Source organism: Dyella sp. 333MFSha (genome assembly GCF_900102405.1).
GTDB lineage: Bacteria > Pseudomonadota > Gammaproteobacteria > Xanthomonadales > Rhodanobacteraceae > Luteibacter > Luteibacter mycovicinus.
The window spans coordinates 662893-679681 of sequence record NZ_FNBR01000001.1 but is presented as its reverse complement, the minus strand read 5'-3'; the positions used below and the strand labels follow the sequence as shown (position 1 = coordinate 679681).

Sequence of the window (16789 nt, the reverse complement as noted above, 5' to 3'; positions counted from 1 at the left end):
GATCCGACGAAACCGGCCATGGGCCGACGAAACCCCGTTCCCGCGCCGCAGCATGACCTTGGCTGCTCGATGGGCCATGCTCGGGAAACGGCCCGGCGGTGGGGATCGCCGGCCAAGACAATGACAAAGGGGTTAACGCATGGCTTTGTTGCTCGTCGTTTTCGCTGTCGCTGTTCTCGCCATTTTTCTCGGCATCAACATGCTGCCGAAGAATCACCCCGCCAACTGGCTGCTAGGCATTGTCGGAGGCGCCTGCCTCGTCCTTGCCTGGTACGCCATCTTCCGTCCGATGCTCATCGCATCCGGCGGTGGCGACCCCTCGCTCGTCGCGGTCGGACTCACCGCCGCGGGCATCGTTTCCTGCGTGCTTGGCCTGGTGTGTCTGGGCGTATGCGTGTGGCGCGACCCGGCACGCTTCTGGGTGCTGTCCATCGTTTTCATCGGTGTCATCGGCGCCACGCAGGTCACTGCGCTGGCGTGATCAGGATGGCATGCGCGATCCGCCCGCGCAGTGGTATCCGCGGGCGGAGAGCAACGCGTTGCCGTCGACGATGCGCAGTTCGGCAGGCGCGCCGAAGGGAAGCGTGACCTTGTCCGGCCCATGGCCGAAATGCAGACCGCGTACGAGCGGGGTCTCGGCAATGTCCGCGAAACGCTCGAGTGCGTGTTCCATGTCGTAGCCGTTGTCGTACTCGCTGACGCGTTGGCCGCCCAGGCCACCGATCAAGATGGCCGACTGCCGGTCGATGACGCCGCTCAGCTTCAGCTCGTAGAGCATCCGCTCGATACGAAAGGCCTGTTCGCCGCTCTCCTCGATATAGAGGATGCCGCCCTCGATGTCGGGCAGATAAGCCGTACCGGTGAGGCTGCACAGGGACGAGAGGTTACCGCCCCATAACGTGCCGCTGGCGCGCAGGTCGGTCTGGGTATCCGGGCACAGCCACTCGAAATCCGTACGCGGCGAGAGCACCGTGAGCCAGAACTGCCGCCAGGTGGTCTCGCGCAGGTAATCGGCGCCGAAGTCCGGCACGAGCATGGGCCCATGGAACGAGCTGATTCCGCTACAGGCCAGCAGGGCGCACTGCAGCACCGTGAACTCGCCGTGGCCGACGAAGGCGCACTGCTCGTCGGCGAAGCGCTCCCGCAACCCGGTGTAGTCGAGGCGATCCAGCAGCGGCACGGCACCGTAGCCACCACAGGTGGCCATCACGATATCCGGGAGCGCCCGCCCCGCATCGGCCAGGCGATTGATCTCCGACGCGCGCTCGGCATCGCTCCCGGCGAAACGCAGCGAGACGCGGTCGAGCACATCGGTGCCCAGAATGGTATGGCCTGCGGCCTGGAGACGTTCGATCCCGCGCTGACCAGCAGCGCGGTCTTCCGCATAACCAGAGGGTGCGATGAGCCGTATATCGAGTCGTTTCGGCATATGAAGCAAAGTATGGACGCCCATACCAATACCCCTACGCCGACCGGAAGGCAACCCGGAGTTGGACGGACCGCCTCTGTCCGACGCTTACCCCTCCGTCACCAGCCGTCGTACTCCTCGGCAACCGTGAGGTCTTCCGCCGGTGCGCTTCGGGTCAGTGTCTCGCGTGGCTGCTCGCCAAAGACGCTCCGGTATTTCTCAGCGAAGCGAGACAGGTCCCACATGCCGCAGCTCAATGCCACCGACTTGACCGAACGACGGCCGGCCTCCGCGGTAACCAGACTGCGATGGGCCGTACACAGCCGTAGCATCGCCAGGTAGCGGTTGGGCGGGATACCGAGCAGGTCGTCGAAGGCGTAGCGCAAGCCGCGTTCACTGGCCCCTGCCGCCTGACAGAGCTCCTGCGAGTAGATATCGCGGCGCAGGTTGGCCCGCATGAAACGTTCCGCCCGCCGCATGACCTGATAGTGCGCACGCCGCCCGCGCGAGGCCACCGGGCGATCTTCCGGGGACGACCCGAGCGCGACACGGATGTGTTCGTCGAGGAGATCCTCGACCGGACCGAAAGCCAGGTCGTCGGACTCACGCAGCCTGTCGGCGATTTGCCTGTAAGCCCGCTTGAGATGATCGGAGTTGACCGAAAACAGACGCAGTCGCTGGGCCGCCATGTCGACGTCGGCATGGTCGGACGCGAGGAACCGGGAGCGGAACCGTGCGTACGGGGCCACGACCAGGGTAAAGCGCGTGCCTCGCTCGAACATGAAATCTGTCGGCGTTCCCCTGAGCAGGGTCACCGCCATTTCCGATTCCACGCTGATGCCCTGGCACCAGCTTCGTTCACCTGCCTCGTGCAGGTATACGAGCATGCAGGCATCTTCAGGAACGGTCAGTGTCCCGCGCACGTCGAAGTCCAGGTGCGCGGTGACATAGGTGACACCGTCATGAGACTTCGAGGACAGCGCGGCGCGAGGTCGCGCCGGACTCAGAGTGAGAAGATCGACGTCGCATACGCCCAGGGCGGCGCCCAGCGTCACCAGGTCGTAATCCTCGAGCCCCTGTACATCGGAAGGACGATTCATGTGCGGTCCTCCCAGCGATTCATCGTAGCCATACGTCTACACCCCCACCGTCCCGGGGACAGGCACTCTGCCTGTCCGCAGCATCTCCCTAGCCAATCGCCCTCACACATTCGAGTGAGACGACGTCAGACCGTATAACTACTCATGTAAGGCAAGAAATGCTAGTGGTGTGTGAATTTGCCGAATAGGCCTAACGTTCACTCAAGCATTTGATGAAATTGGCAAAAGTGCCGCCTGGGCCAGTCCTGCGACGACGCCCAGCGAGGGGTCCCCATGCACCACCGCCACACCGGGGAAGCTGGCGCCCACCCGCGCGCGCACCTGTGGCGAACGCGAGGTGCCGCCGGTCAGGAAAACGCTGCGAGGCGCCTCGTCCAGATCCGCACTTGCCTCGCTCAGCAAACGCGCCATGCGATCGAGGAAGTCCTCGGAAGCCGCGTCGAAATCCGCCGACACCGCATGGATCGCCAAGCCTGGCTCGATGAAGTCCAGCGAGGCCGTTGTGGAGTCGCTGGCCGACAACCCGATCTTTACCCGCTCCGCCGACTGGTTCAGGCGCGTCGTCGAGCCCGTGCCCTGCAGTGCCTGCAGGCGCGAGCGGAACGGCTCATCGACGAAGCGGTAGTCCTGTTTGCGGAACTCGCGCTGCTTGGGCAGGTTGTGCACGCTGGCCGCTTCGACGAAGTGGTGCACGGGAACGCCGGTGGTGTCCTTGCCGAACAGAGGCATGAAGCTGTGCAGGCTCACGCCGACATCCAGATCGGTACCCCCGCGCGGCAAGCCCCAACTGCGATGCATGACCGGCGTCTCGCCCGCGCCCAGCTCGGCATAAGCCACGTCGGTGGTACCGCCGCCGATGTCGACGATGATGGCCCTCTGCCGCTCCGGCAGGGACAGGTGGTAATGCATGGCCGCCGCCGCGGGCTCCTCGAGAAACGAGACCTCGTCGAAGCCGGCGATGCCCGCCGCCTCGCGCAGGATCGAGAGCGCCTGCTCGCCACCCGCCGCGCCCATCGAACTGCGGAATTCCACGGGGCGACCGATCACGGCCGCCCGTACCGGGGTGCCGAACTGGCGGGTCGCCACCAGGCGGACGTGCTCGAGAATGTGCGCCGCGATGCTGACGATCGTCTTGCGGACACGGGGATCCAGCTTATAGCCGAACATCGACTTGGGCGATTCGATCAGGTTGCCTGTGCCTTCTTCGAGGTAGGCCTCGACCGCCTCCTCGCCGAACAGGGCGTCCTGGAAGCTGGCCACCGATGCCGAGGCCTCCCGGGTCCGCTCCTCCATCCACTGGCGGCGGACCACACGGATCGCGTCGCGGCGCAGATCGCCTTCCGGGCGAGGGGTACGCCCTGACTGGCGTTCATCCGCACGCGAGGCGCGCACGAAAGCGTCCACCTGGGCCTCGAGGGCCGGCGTCAGCACGAAGTCGTCGATATTCGGGACGACCTCGGGGAAGAACACGGCGGTGCGAAATTGCTGGGCGTCGCCGAAGCGGACCAGTTCGAGCTGGCCGTCGACGACCGCGGCGGCGGCCGAGTAGCTGGTGCCGAAGTCGATGCCGATGCGCATGTAGGCGTTTCCGGACAGGAAAACCGTCCATTATGACCATGCTTGAGGCCGGGCGACAGGGCCGGCGATGCGGCTACACTCGGGGACCACCTCATCCACAAGGGTATGCCCGCCGATGCGTCGACTCGCTCTCGCCTGCCTGACCGCCCTGACCCTGGCGGCCTGCCAGTCCCACGACGAAGACAAGACCGCCGCGGCACCCGCGCCGGGCCCGGCCAGGGTGTCCACCTCCCCGCCCCCGCCGTTGCCCGCCGTCGCAAACGAACACCACGATTTCAGCCCGGAGATCACGGCCGGCGACTTCGCGTCTCACCTGCGCACGATATCCTCGGACGAGTACGACGGCCGCAAGCCGGGCACGCTGGGCGAGCGCCTGACCACCAACTACATCGTCGAGCAGTTCAAGCGCATGGGCGTCGAGCCCGGCAACAAGGGCGACTGGCTGCAGACCGTGCCCGCGGTCTCCACGGCGTTGAACGACCAGGACACCCTGAAGCTCGATGTCGCCGAGGGCGGCGCCCAGGAGGACTTCGCCTTCGGCAAGGACATGGTCGTGGGCACGCTCCAGGCCAGGGCCGATGTGGAGCTGAAAGATTCGGACGTGGTTTTCGTCGGCTACGGCGTCAACGCGCCGGAGGCCCAGTGGAACGACTTCGACGGCGTCGACGTTAAGGGCAAGACCGTGGTCATCCTGGTCAACGACCCGGGCTGGAACGGCAACGACCCCAGGCTCTTCAAGGGTCGCGAGATGACCTACTACGGCCGCTGGACATACAAGTTCGAAGAGGCCGCACGTCAGGGTGCCGCCGCCGCGTTCATCGTCCACCAGACCGAGCCGGCCGCCTACGGCTGGAACGTGGTGCAGAGTGGCTGGACCATGCCGCGTCTGGATCTGCCCGAGAGCGAGGCGCCGGGCCCCCGACTGCCCGTGGCCGGCTGGCTCACGCATGAGGCCGCGCAACGACTGTTCGCGAAGGCGGGCAAGAATTTCGACGACCTGGCCAAACAGGCCGATGTACGCGGTTTCAAGGCTGTGCCACTGGACGCGAAGGCGAACATCCACCTCAACAGCACCATCTCGCATTCGCTCAGCAACAACGTGATCGGCATGATCAAGGGCAGCGAGAAGCCCGACGAGGCCGTTGTCTACACCGCGCACTGGGATCACCTTGGCCACGATCCATCGTTGAAGGGGCACCAGATCTACAACGGCGCCGTCGATAACGGCACCGGCATCGCCGCCATGCTCGAGATCGCCGGCAAGTTCGCGCAGGAGAAGCCGAAGCGCACCGTCGTGTTCGCGGCGGTGACGATGGAGGAATCGGGTCTGCTGGGCTCTCAGTTCTACGTCGCCCACCCACCGTTCCCACTCGCGAAAACGGTCGCCGACATCAACATGGACGCGCTGCCGGTCACGGGAGCCACGAAGGACATGGAAGTGACCGGCCTGGGTCAGGGCACGCTGGAAGACATCTTCGCGGATGTGCTGAAAGCCGATGGCCGTGTCGTCAGTGGTGACGCCACGCCCGAGAAGGGCCACTACTTCCGCTCGGATCACTTCAACTTCGCCAAGGCCGGCGTACCCGCCCTGGCCGCCGGTGGTGGCATCGACATGGTTCAGGGCGGCAAGGCCGCGGGTGAAGCGGCGGCCGAGGATTACACGAAGAATCACTACCACCAGCCCACCGACGTGTACGACATGCGCTGGAACTTCGACGGCGTGATCCAGAACGTCAAGGCGTATTACGCGCTTGGCGAAAAGCTGGCCGACAGCGATGTATGGCCGGAGTGGAAGGAAGGCAGCGAGTTCAAGGCGATACGCGAAAAATCGCTGGCGGCGGGTACCAAAAAGAAATAACAAGGTAGGAGCGCGCCCTACCCCGCGCGGTAGGAGCGCGCCCTGCGCGCGAAAAGCCTACGCAGCGAAAAAGCGGCACCCCTTCACCGGTGCGTCGGCTTCTCGCGCGCAAGGCGCGCTCCTACAATCATGCGCTCCTACCGTCAGTAATTAACCTGCAGCTGCACCCTCAGCAGCTGCCCGTCGATCCGCCGGTACGGCGCCGCACTCACATCGGTACGGCGCATGTTCGCCCACGCCACCGCCAGTTCCACGGCGCTCGACGGCTGCCACTCCACGCCCAGCTCCGTCTCGTCCACCGACATCTTCGGCGCGTTGTTATCGAACTTGGCCGCGCCGCGATACGTTTGCCATTTCGCATAGGGAATCAGCGATCCATAGGCATCGCCATCGAACTTGTACATCACCTGCGCATAGCCGCCCCGCAAGGACTTCGTGCGGACGGTGCGGCTGGCCACATCGAGTTCCGGCCCCTTGCCCACCGTCCACTCCGCCTGAAAACCGAACGGCTGCGGGTAATACACGACGTGCGCGGCGACGCGACGATCCGTCGAGCCTGCTTCGGACGCGTCGACCACCGGCGTGAACGTGCGGCCATCGATCGTCGCCGACGCGGTGCTCACCTTGTAGCGACCCGAATACGCATCCGCGCCCACTTCGAGGAACTGCCCGTTGGCGAACTTGAACGGATACGAGAAGTGGATGACCGAGTGCAGCTGGTCGTTGCGATCCGGTCGGTTGGCGCCCTGCCCGTTATAGACGCCGATACCGAAGACACCGTAATCGCCGGAGCCCTTGAGTCCTGACTTGACCAGGTACGCGTAGCGCTCCTTGATCTCCTTCGGCGTCCAGTAGAAGAACACGCCCAGGTCACGCTCGTCGCGCACGCCGGAGTTGAGCGCGTCCGCGCGATCCAGCGCCAGACGATTCTGGCTCGACTGCAGGTCTTCCCAGCCGTACGGAATCTTCGACTGGCCTGCGCGGATGCGGAAGGTCTTGTCCTTGTCCAGCCAGAGGTCCGCGTAGGCATCGCGCAACTGAGCGAAGTTGCCCGTGCTCGAGCCCGACGGCGTGCTGGCGAGGTCCGGCTGGATGTAGATCGACATCTTGTCGGTGACATCGCCGCTGATCACCACACGGGCCCGACGGATGCCGAAGCCCTGTTCGCGGCCGATGTAGCGATCGCCGGGCGACTTCAGGTCCTTCGCGTCATCGCCGAGCTCCTGGTTGTAGCGCATCTGCACGTAGCCGCGGATACCGATCTTGTCGTACCAGGCTTTCGACGACGAAGCCGGCTTTGCGGCACTCGCCACGCTTGCCGACGCCGACGCGGCTCCACGTGGAGCGGCGATCCCCGCGTCCGCGACAGCGGGCGCCGTGACGGCGGCAGGCGCCGGGTTGTCGCTGACCTGGGCGAACCTGCCCAGACGCGTGCGACCCGGGCCGGGTTCCGCAAAGATCTGGCGGGTCTCCGAGTCCACATACAACTCGATGGCTGCCTGAGGCACGCCCTCGGCGGCCGCGGTTCCGCACATGGTCCAGAAGGCGGCGGCAAGGGGAAGTCTCTTCATACCAGCGTGCTCCGAAAGTATTGAGAAAAACCTCAAACGTCGTCGATCATGACGTTTAATGGTTATAAACACCGACAAGGGGTCGGACGGGGCGCAAGGTATCGAGCCCTCGTTTCACTTCCGTGACAGCCCGCGATTTCGTGACGCGGCAGTAAGTTTTTGCAATGCAACGCTTTCGTCATGACAGCGTCACAGGGGATAATTTGCGGGTTCGGGCCCCGCCAGGGGATTTGGCACCGTACGAACGGTTCGTACGTTGGCGAGGCTCGTTTTCCCACCCAAGTACCCCCACCCAGGCGGAAACCAACACCATGTCCCATGCCAGCACGCGCCGCATGCCGCGTCGCCTCGCCATTGCCCTGAGTATCGCCACCGTCCTTGCGGCCGGTTCGAGCTTCGCCCAGGACGCCACGCCCACCAGCCAGGCCCCCGGCAAAACCAAGTCGGCCACACTCGAGACGATCAACGTCACCGCCGAAAAGCGCACCGAAGACCTGCAGAAGGTGCCCATCTCGATGACGGTGGTCACGGCCGAAAAACTCGAGTCGTTCGGCCAGGCCGGTGACGGCGTGCTGCAGCTCGCTTCGCGCGCGCCGAGCGTCTATGCCGAGACTTCTTACGGTCGCGAGTTCCCGCGCTTCTATATTCGCGGTCTGGGCAACAGCGACTTCGACCTCAACGCGTCGCAGCCGGTGTCGATGGTTTACGACGACATCGTCCAGGAAAACCCGATTCTCAAGGGTTTCCCGCTGTTCGATCTGGAGCAGGTCGAAGTACTGCGCGGCCCGCAGGGCACCCTGTTCGGCCGTAACTCGCCGGCTGGCGTGATCAAGTTCGAGTCGCGCAAGCCGACGCAGGAAACCGAAGGCTACGCCCGAGTGTCTTATGGCTCCTACGGCACGGCCAATGCCGAAGCCGCTCTCGGCGGCAAGCTCAGCTCCAGCTGGTCGGGCCGCGTCTCCGCACTCGCGCAGCATCGGGACGGCTGGATCGACAACGACTACAAGGGCAAGAAGGACGACCTCGGCGGTTACAACGATCGCGCGGTCCGCCTGCAGGCACTTTACAAGGCGACCGAAGATTTCGACGCCCTGATCAACGTCCATGCCCGCTGGCTCGACGGCAGCGCGATGGTCAACCGCGCCAACGCGATCACCCCCGGCGGCGATCAGTTCGTGCCCGGCTTCGATCGCGACTCCGTCTCGCAGGACGGCAACAACAAGCAGCACCTGTTTACCTGGGGCAGCAACCTGCACCTGAACTGGCACTTCGGCGACCTCAACTTCGCGTCGATCACAGGCCTCGAGCGCGCGACCACCTACAGCCTCGGCGACGTCGACGGCGGCTACGACGCCTCCGAAACCCCGGCCCGGAGCAGCTTCACGAACCGCACCACGCCGTTCTTCTCGGAAACGGCCGACGCCCTGCCGAAGGACCGCCAGATCACTCAGGAATTCCGCCTGTCGAACGACGCATCTGATCGACTGAAATGGCAGGTCGGCACGTACTACTTCGACGAAGACATCGCGATCAGCAACTTCTCGTACGACACGCTCAACAACCACGTGCTCAACGGCTGGGTGGATCAGAGCCAGCGCACGAAGGCCTGGGCGGTGTTCGGCTCGGCGGACTTCAACTTCACCGATACGTTCGACCTACGCGCCGGTGCGCGCTGGTCGCACGACAAGCGTGAGTTCAAGGCGGAGCGCTTCCTCGGCTTCACGGGCCCGGTGGGTCCGCTGACCTCCGATCCCACCGATGCGCGCTGGAGCGGCGACCTGACCGGGACGTGGCAGCTGTCGAAGAACGCCAACGTTTATGCTCGCGTGGCCAACGGTTTCCGTGCGCCCAGCGTGCAGGGCCGGATCAACTTCGCCAACAGCATCTCGACGGCCAAGCCGGAGACGATCACCTCGTACGAAGTGGGCTTCAAGTCGACCACGGACGACCAGAAGCTGCGCTTCAACGCGGACGTCTACAAGTACAACATGCACAACCAGCAGCTGACGGCCGTCGGCGGCGCGACCAACGTCACGCAGCTGATCAATGCGAAAAAAACCGAAGGCTACGGTGCCGAGTTCGATCTCGAGGCTTACCTGACCCCGCAGTTCTACATGACCGCCGGCGGCAGCTATAACCACACCGAACTGAAGGACCGCGATCTCGCCATCGCACCCTGCGGCGGCGGCTGCACCGTGCTCGACCCGCTCAACCTGTCGGGCAATGCGCTGATCAACGGCAACACGCTGCCCAATGCCCCGAAGTGGATCGGCACCTGGACCGCGCGCTATGGCATCCCGTACGGCGAGAGCGGCGAGTTCTTCGTCTACACCGACTGGAACTACCGCAGCGAAGTGAACTTCTTCCTGTACGACTCGGCGGAGTTCAAGAGCAAGCCGTTCCTGGAAGGCGGCATCCGTGTCGGTTACAACTGGGACTTCGGCAAGCGCGAAGTCGCGTTCTACGGCCGCAACATCACCAACAAGAAGGTGATCACCGGCGGCATCGACTTCAATAACCGTACGGCGTTCGTCAACGACCCGCGGATTATCGGTGTGGAGTTCCGCGCGGAGCTGTAAGGCTTCGGGCGGCATCGTTCGCCTGACGGCCGGCTCTTTTGGAGCCGGCCGTTTTCGTATGGGAAACGCGAGCAGGGCTCCCGCTAAACCTTTTGGGAAAACCCCGCATCAGAAGGGGTGCCTGCCGACGCACCGCACCAGCACAGCGCGGCACGGCCATTCGGCCTAGGCCATAAGTCATATGGAAATTAACGAAATTTCCGTTGACGACTGAAAATCTGGTGTTATAGTTCACTACAACACCGGTCACCCACAGCACCACAGGAGCATACGTCATGAAATCCCCGAACTACATCGCCCTCGCCGCTTCCTTCGCCATCGCCGTCGCCAGCCTCGCCGTCTTCAGCAGCACGTCGACGACCGCCGCGCCGCTGGCTGTGATCAACGGCACCAAGGTCACGAACATGGCCCCCGTCGTCGTTTACGCCGACACCGGCGCCACCGTCGCCGCCCTCTAACCTCAACACCTGCACGGCAAAGCCCGCAGCACGTCATCGGAGTCGTCCCATGAAAGCGCCGAATCTCATCGCACTGACCGCCTCTGTACTCATCGCCGGAACCAGCGTGTTCGCCCTGCGCTCCTTCGATGACCGTGCTGCCGCCATGATTGCGGCACCCCATTTCGTCAACGGCGTTCGCGTCGTCGACCTGCCCGCCCTGGAAGTCCGCCCCACCGCCGCCGATGTGCGCGAAGCGGCTCTGGGTAGCGAAGCCAGCCTCGATTCGGCCGCCGCCGCGCTCAAGCGCGGCGCGGAGGATCGCGCCGCCGCCCTTATCGGCGCGCAGCTGGCCATGCCCTACTATTCGTTTGGAAATGCACTGCGCCGCACGGCGAAGGATTGAACTACATGTCCATCACCTGGAACGACAGCGTCCCGATCTACCGCCAGCTGCGCGAACGCGTGGTGGCGATGATTCTGGACGGCGCCTTGAGTGAGGGCGACCCGCTGCCGTCGGTACGCCAGGTCGCGGGGGATTTTCAGATCAACCCGCTGACCGTTTCGAAGGCGTATCAGGAGCTGGTCGACGAACAACTGGTTGAGAAACGGAGGGGTCTTGGCATGTTCGTGATTGACGGAGCGCGCGACGCGCTGCTTAAAAGTGAGAGAGAGCGCTTCCTGCGCGAAGAGTGGCCGGCGCTGTTCGCCCGCCTCCAGCGCATGGGCCTCGACCTGAAAACCCTGATGCGTGAAGCCCATGGCTCCACAGAGGATCCGTCATGACCGCGGTCGTTACCGCCACCGGCCTGACCAAGCGCTTCAAGTCGTCCCTGGCGCTGGATGGCGCCTCCTTCCAGATCGGTTCGGGCCGCATCGTCGGCCTGATCGGCCCGAACGGCGCCGGCAAGACCACGGCGCTCAAGGCGATCCTTGGCCTGACCACCTTCGACGGCGAGCTCAACGTGCTCGGCCTCGACCCCCGCAAGGATCGCGGCAAGCTGATGGAACAGGTCTGCTTCATCGCTGACGTCGCGGTGCTGCCGCGCTGGCTCAAGGTGGGTGACGCGGTGAACTTCGTCGCCAATACGCACCCCCGGTTCGACCGCAAGAAGTGCGACGCCTTCCTGGCCCGCACCAAACTGCAGCCGGGACAGAAGGTGAAGCAGCTGTCCAAGGGCATGATCGTCCAGCTGCACCTCGCACTGGTGATGTCGATCGACGCGAAGCTGCTGGTCCTGGACGAGCCGACACTGGGCCTAGACATCCTCTATCGCAAGCAGTTCTACCAGAGCCTTCTGGAAGACTACTTCGACGAAGAGAAAACCATCCTGGTGACTACCCACCAGGTCGAGGAAATCGAACACATCCTCACCGACCTGATGTTCATCCGCGACGGCAAGATCGTGCTCGATACGGACATGGACAGCCTGGGCGAGCGCTTCGCTGAAGTTCTGGTCGGCGCCGAACACGCTCCCGCCGCACGCGCCCTGCAACCCCTGGATGAACGCCAGGTGTTCGGCAAGAGCATCTTCCTCTTCGACAACGTCAACCGGCTGAAGCTGGAAGAGCTGGGCGAGGTACGACGTCCGTCGATCGGCGACCTCTTCGTCGCCACCATGAAGGGCACTTACGCATGAAAACCTTCTACTGGATGGTCAAGCGCGAATTCTGGGAGCACAAGGGCGGGTTTTTCTGGGCCCCGGTGATCACCGGCATCGTTTTCCTCGTGCTCAACACCATGGGCATCGCCGTGGGCGAAGTGTTCGGCCGCAGCAGCAAGTGGGGCGGCTTCAAGTTCGACCAGATGCACTTCCAGGGCGGCATGGACGCCGAGCAGCTACGCAATGCGGGTGCGGCCGTCGACATCATGTTGTACGCCGTGGCTGGCATCGTGCTCGCGGTCACCGCCATCGTGATTTTCTTCTACTGCCTTGGCGCGCTGTACGACGACCGACGCGACCGCAGCATCCTGTTCTGGAAGTCGCTGCCGCTGTCCGATACGTCCACCGTGCTGTCGAAGGTGGCGAGTGCCGCGCTGGTCGCCCCGGTCATTTCCATCGTGGTCGGCGTGGTCGTGGGTCTTTGCCTGGCGATGGTGCTGGCGGTGGTCGGGTCCCTGCATGGCCTGGGCATCTGGCGCCTGCTGATGGAGGCTCACCCGATTCAGGTCGTGCTGAAGCTGGTGCTGCTGATCCCGCTGTATGCGATCTGGGCGCTGCCCACCATCGGCTGGCTGCTGCTCTGCTCCGCCTGGGCTCGTGGCAAGCCGTTCCTCTGGGCGATCGCCCTGCCCCTCGGTGCCGGCGTGATCGTCAGCTGGTTCGGCCTGATGGGCCTGGCGGGTCTGGAAAGTGGCTGGTTCTGGAAGAATATCGTGGGCCGCCTGCTGGGCAGCCTGGCTCCCGGTGGATGGGTCGGCAATGCGTCCCCCATGATCGTCCCCGGTCACGACAATCCGGCCGACCTGCTCGAAAGCCTGGATCTGGCCTACCACTACAGCGCGCTGGCCAGCCCCTCGCTCTGGATCGGAGCCGCGGCGGGTGTGGCGATGATCGCCGGTGCCATCTGGTTCCGCCGATGGCGCGACGACAGCTGATCCATGCACCAGGCAGCGGCCCCTTCGGGGGCCGTTTGCTTTCAGGCGCCGCTGCTGACCGCCGCCCAGGTACGAGGCGCTTTCCGATTCGTGCGCCAGCGCACGGGAATACGCTGGATGGCGGGTTGCGAGCCATCCGCGCTGACGCTACAACAACGTAACGAAGCGCCCGGCGTGGGGACCGCCGCATCGTATCGACCCAGCCACGGGATTCGGATATGACGGCAGTGGAAACTGAAAGCGAGGCGCTGGCCCGCCGGCGCTCCGAAGCCGGGGTGGCAAGCGGCGAGCCCGTCATCGGACTGGCGTTGTCGGGCGGCGGCATTCGCAGCGCGACGTTCTGCCTGGGTCTGCTGCGTGCGCTGGCGCGTAACAAGGTGCTGCACCGTTTCGACTATCTGTCCACCGTCTCGGGCGGCGGCTACATCGGATCGGCACTGGGCCGATTGTTTCATGCCGGTGCCCATGGCGACGCCGCCTCGGTGGAAGCCGGTGTCGCCAATGACCGGTCGTTGTTCCTGTGGTGGCTACGCAACAACGGTCGCTTTCTCGCACCAGCCGGGGCTCGCGACCTGCTGCAGGCGTTCTCCAGCCAGCTTCGCGGCTTTCTCGCCACGCAGGCGGAGGTCCTGGTGCTGATGATGCTGGTCGCCTGCGCGGTCACCCTTCCTCACCTCGCCTATTCGTGGTTCGTCCCCCTCACACAAAACATACCCCTGGCCGTCAGCCTCTGGTGGTGGCTTTTACCCGTTCCGCTGGCTGGTGTGCTTACGGCTTGCTACGGGTACTGGTTCCTCGGGAAGGAAACGGGTAGCGGGGTAGCGACCGCTCTGATCGCCGCCGGCGTGGGCATCTACCTCGGACACTGGGCCTACACGGCTCAAGGCGGATCCGCTCCGGCCTCGTTCGACCAGATTTTGCTGGGCACCGCGGCCTTCCTCCTGCTACCCGCGCCACTCGCATGGCTCTGCGCACGGGTCAGTGGCCTGCGAAGAAAGGAAGAAGCCAACCGCGTGCGCTACACGACGGCGCTGGCGATGTGCCTGAGGGCGCTTGCCGCGGTCTTCGCCCTCGGCGCATTCGACATGCTCAGCTGGTACCTGAAGGTCTGGCTCGTCGCGGCACTGAGCGGGAACGCGACGGGTCACGTCGCCGCCGGCGTCGGAATCACCACGCTGCTAATGAGCCTCGCGCGCTACCTCATGCCCATGCTGCAAGACGGCGGTAAAGGCGGCATGGTGAAGATCTCGTGGGGTGTCGTGGCGAACGTGCTGGGTATCGCCCTGACGCTCGCCCTCACGCTGTTCTGGATGACGATTTTCCAGACGCTGATCTTTCCTGCGAAGGATGATCCACTCAGCATCCTCCTGCGCAATGCGTATGCGCGGTGGGCATGGGTGGCGATCGTCAGCGCCATCTACATCCTGCTCAACGGACGGGCCCTGCAACAGCTCAATCGATCGTCGCTGCACTACTTCTACCGTTCGCGCATCGCACGGGCGTATGTTTCCGTCGGCAATGTCGCGAGCGACGGGGCGCCCAGCCCGCGATTCCCGGCCAGCCCGCTCGTGGACAACACGCGCGAACTCACCGAAGAAGTGACCAAGGTCACCCGGCTGCTGGATGGCGACGACCCTGGAATGACAAGCTACACGCCGCATCGCTTCGGCGGCCCCATTCATCTGGTCAACTGTTGCATCAATCAGACGGTGGACGACCGCACGAGTACCTATAACGCGGATCGCAAAGGCGTCAGCCTGACCGTGAGCGCGCTCGGTGTGGAAACAGGAACCCACGGGCCCGTGGCCGGATCGGAGGTGTTTCTCGAGCACACCACACTGGCCGAATGGATCGCTATTTCGGGCGCGGCCGTGGGCTCGGGCATGGGATCATTGACCCGGCCTGGCACGGCGGCGATGTCCTTTCTGAGCGGCCTCCGCCTCGGCTACTGGCAGGCCAACCTCACGGTCGGTTACGTACGCGGGCGAGCATGGTTCGCCAAATACCGCGCGATGCTGGCCGAGATGTTCGCGCGCTTTCCCGGCCTGCGCAGCCGTGACTGGTATCTGTCCGACGGTGGCCAGTTCGACAACACCGGCGTCTACGCGCTGCTCAAACGACGCCTCTCGCTCATCGTGCTGGCCGACTGTGGCGCCGATCCCGATTTCCGCTTTGCGGATGTCGAGAATCTGGTGCGCAAGGCGCGCATCGACTACGACGCAACGATCGCGTTCGTGGATCCCGACCAGCTGGCGCCAGCGGCCGGCCCGCTGGCGGCGTTGTTCGGCTCGCCGAACACCCTCGAAGCCGCACCGGGCGACGCCCACCTGATGCTGGCCCGCATCACCTATGTCGATGGCACGCGTGGAACGCTGCTGGTGGTCAAACCACGCCTCCCCACCGACCTGCCGCTGGACGTCGCCGGCTACGCCGGCAGCGACAGCAGCTTCCCCCAGCAAAGTACGACCAACCTGTTCTACAGCGAAGCCCAGTGGGAGAGTTATTGCGAACTCGGTGCGCTGCTTGGCGCGCCGGTCGATGCCGCCATGCTGCGCCACGCCGGCGACTGGGCATGGAGCACACCGGTCCTCGGCGCGAACTGCGCCACGCTCTCTCCGGCGGCGACGCCAATGACCCGTGGACAGCGACTGGCCACCACCGTCGGTACCGGCATCGGTGTGGGCGCCCTGCTGACCGCCCTGCTCGCCGGATGGCAGGCGTGGGACGCCCATTCGCAGCAACGCCTGTCCCTGCAAGCGGAAAGCGCGAATCTGGCCCGCCAGCTCAACAGCGATACCCGTCTGCTCATCGATTACCTGTCCACGCCCACAGTCAAGGGCGGCGAATTCGACAGCGAGATGGACGCGCAGGTCAACATGCTCACCGCGGTGATCGGTGGCCTGACCTTATCGGACGAACAGAAGCGCGTCTTTCAGGATGTCAGCGACCTGCTGCAGCCTATATGCCTCCGCACATCGGATGCCGGGCTCTCGACCCAGTGCAGCCGCCAGGCGTTCGCCCTGAGCGCCGACGGGATGGCGTCGAAAGGCGACTGGGACCGGGCCATGGACGACTATCAGGCCTGGCGTGACGCAGAGCGAGATGCGGTGTTGCAGGCCCGACGCGCTGCCGACGTGCTCGCCCGCACGCCGCCGGCGACGCAAGCCTCGACGCCCGGGGCAGCCTCCGCACAATCGACGAGTGCCGTCACCGGCACGGTTGGGAGCGCGCCGCCACCGCCCGCGCCTGCGCCGTCGGCCGCCCCGTCGGCGGTCGGACCCCGCGACGCGGCGATCAAGGCCTGCGGCAGCGCACGCCAGCCTTTCATGCTCTATACGCAGATCTACGAGGAAAGCCAGCGCGTGATCGTGCTGCGCGAACTCGCGGCGGTGCGCCAGCTCGGCATCGTGGCGGCGGGCGTCGAGAACGTCACCGAGACGGCCAGACGTGACGGTCGCCACGGCCCGTTCGAATGGAAGACGCCCACCCTCCTCTATGCACCCGATGGTAAGGACTGCGCCACTGCACTGGTGAACTGGGCGAACGCGACCATGCCTTCGCTCGCGCACAATCCCGCGCGCGCCGTGCCGCTGCCGATCGGCACGGGTAGCGCGAATGTTCTCGAACTGTGGGTGCCGCGGCCGCTGGCCGCTCGGTGA

The 16789-nt window shown here is 64.8% G+C and carries 13 protein-coding genes; 9 read left to right on the top strand and 4 right to left on the bottom strand.

The genetic code is table 11. The features are described from left to right. The first annotated feature begins 139 nt into the window (after positions 1 to 139). The gene (locus BLT40_RS03120; protein ID WP_036112357.1) at positions 140 to 481 is read left to right on the top strand and encodes a hypothetical protein; all 342 of its coding nucleotides are present in this window, start codon (positions 140 to 142) and stop codon (positions 479 to 481) included. Here the strand turns inward: BLT40_RS03120 and BLT40_RS03115 are convergent, their stop codons facing one another. The 3 genes from BLT40_RS03115 to BLT40_RS03105 form a co-directional block, all read right to left on the bottom strand. Then, entirely contained in the window at positions 482 to 1453 is a 972-nt protein-coding gene (locus BLT40_RS03115) for an LD-carboxypeptidase (protein ID WP_255363919.1), read from the bottom strand. It lies immediately after the preceding gene. Between the two features lie 74 nt (positions 1454 to 1527). Beyond that, entirely contained in the window at positions 1528 to 2508 is a 981-nt protein-coding gene (locus BLT40_RS03110) for a helix-turn-helix domain-containing protein (protein ID WP_079520947.1), read from the bottom strand. A 201-nt stretch (positions 2509 to 2709) separates the two neighbouring features. Continuing rightward, a complete protein-coding gene (locus BLT40_RS03105) occupies positions 2710 to 4086 on the bottom strand; it encodes an Hsp70 family protein (protein WP_090351297.1) in 1377 nt (458 codons plus the stop codon). A 115-nt stretch (positions 4087 to 4201) separates the two neighbouring features. On the opposite strand from BLT40_RS03105, the gene BLT40_RS03100 reads away from it, so the two are divergent. Continuing rightward, entirely contained in the window at positions 4202 to 5944 is a 1743-nt protein-coding gene (locus BLT40_RS03100; protein ID WP_090351294.1) for a M28 family metallopeptidase, read from the top strand. Positions 5945 to 6087: 143 nt separating this feature from the next. On the opposite strand, the gene BLT40_RS03095 is transcribed toward BLT40_RS03100, so the two are convergent. Beyond that, positions 6088 to 7479, bottom strand: coding sequence for a porin (locus BLT40_RS03095; RefSeq protein ID WP_197062471.1), 1392 nt, complete (start codon positions 7477 to 7479; stop codon positions 6088 to 6090). Positions 7480 to 7826: 347 nt separating this feature from the next. Between BLT40_RS03095 and BLT40_RS03090 the strand changes: the two genes are divergently transcribed. The 7 genes from BLT40_RS03090 (at position 7827) to BLT40_RS03060 (ending at position 16789) form a co-directional block, all read left to right on the top strand. After that, the gene (locus tag BLT40_RS03090; RefSeq protein ID WP_255363918.1) at positions 7827 to 10094 is read left to right on the top strand and encodes a TonB-dependent receptor; all 2268 of its coding nucleotides are present in this window, start codon (positions 7827 to 7829) and stop codon (positions 10092 to 10094) included. 275 nt (positions 10095 to 10369) lie between these two features. Next, on the top strand, positions 10370 to 10552 hold the full coding sequence (locus BLT40_RS03085; protein WP_079520951.1) for a hypothetical protein: 183 nt from the start codon (positions 10370 to 10372) through the stop codon (positions 10550 to 10552). 49 nt (positions 10553 to 10601) lie between these two features. After that, the gene (locus tag BLT40_RS03080) at positions 10602 to 10937 is read left to right on the top strand and encodes a hypothetical protein (RefSeq protein WP_079520952.1); all 336 of its coding nucleotides are present in this window, start codon (positions 10602 to 10604) and stop codon (positions 10935 to 10937) included. 5 nt (positions 10938 to 10942) lie between these two features. Then, a complete protein-coding gene (locus BLT40_RS03075) occupies positions 10943 to 11317 on the top strand; it encodes a GntR family transcriptional regulator (protein WP_036112341.1) in 375 nt (124 codons plus the stop codon). Continuing rightward, the gene (locus tag BLT40_RS03070; RefSeq protein WP_090351292.1) at positions 11314 to 12171 is read left to right on the top strand and encodes an ABC transporter ATP-binding protein; all 858 of its coding nucleotides are present in this window, start codon (positions 11314 to 11316) and stop codon (positions 12169 to 12171) included. The genes BLT40_RS03075 and BLT40_RS03070 overlap by 4 nt, the downstream gene beginning before the upstream one ends. Beyond that, positions 12168 to 13130 (top strand): hypothetical protein, encoded by a 963-nt coding sequence (locus tag BLT40_RS03065; RefSeq protein ID WP_036112336.1) that lies wholly within the window; start codon positions 12168 to 12170, stop codon positions 13128 to 13130. The genes BLT40_RS03070 and BLT40_RS03065 overlap by 4 nt, the downstream gene beginning before the upstream one ends. Positions 13131 to 13348: 218 nt before the next feature. Continuing rightward, complete coding sequence (locus BLT40_RS03060; protein ID WP_090351289.1) at positions 13349 to 16789, top strand: patatin-like phospholipase family protein; 3441 nt, start codon at positions 13349 to 13351, stop codon at positions 16787 to 16789.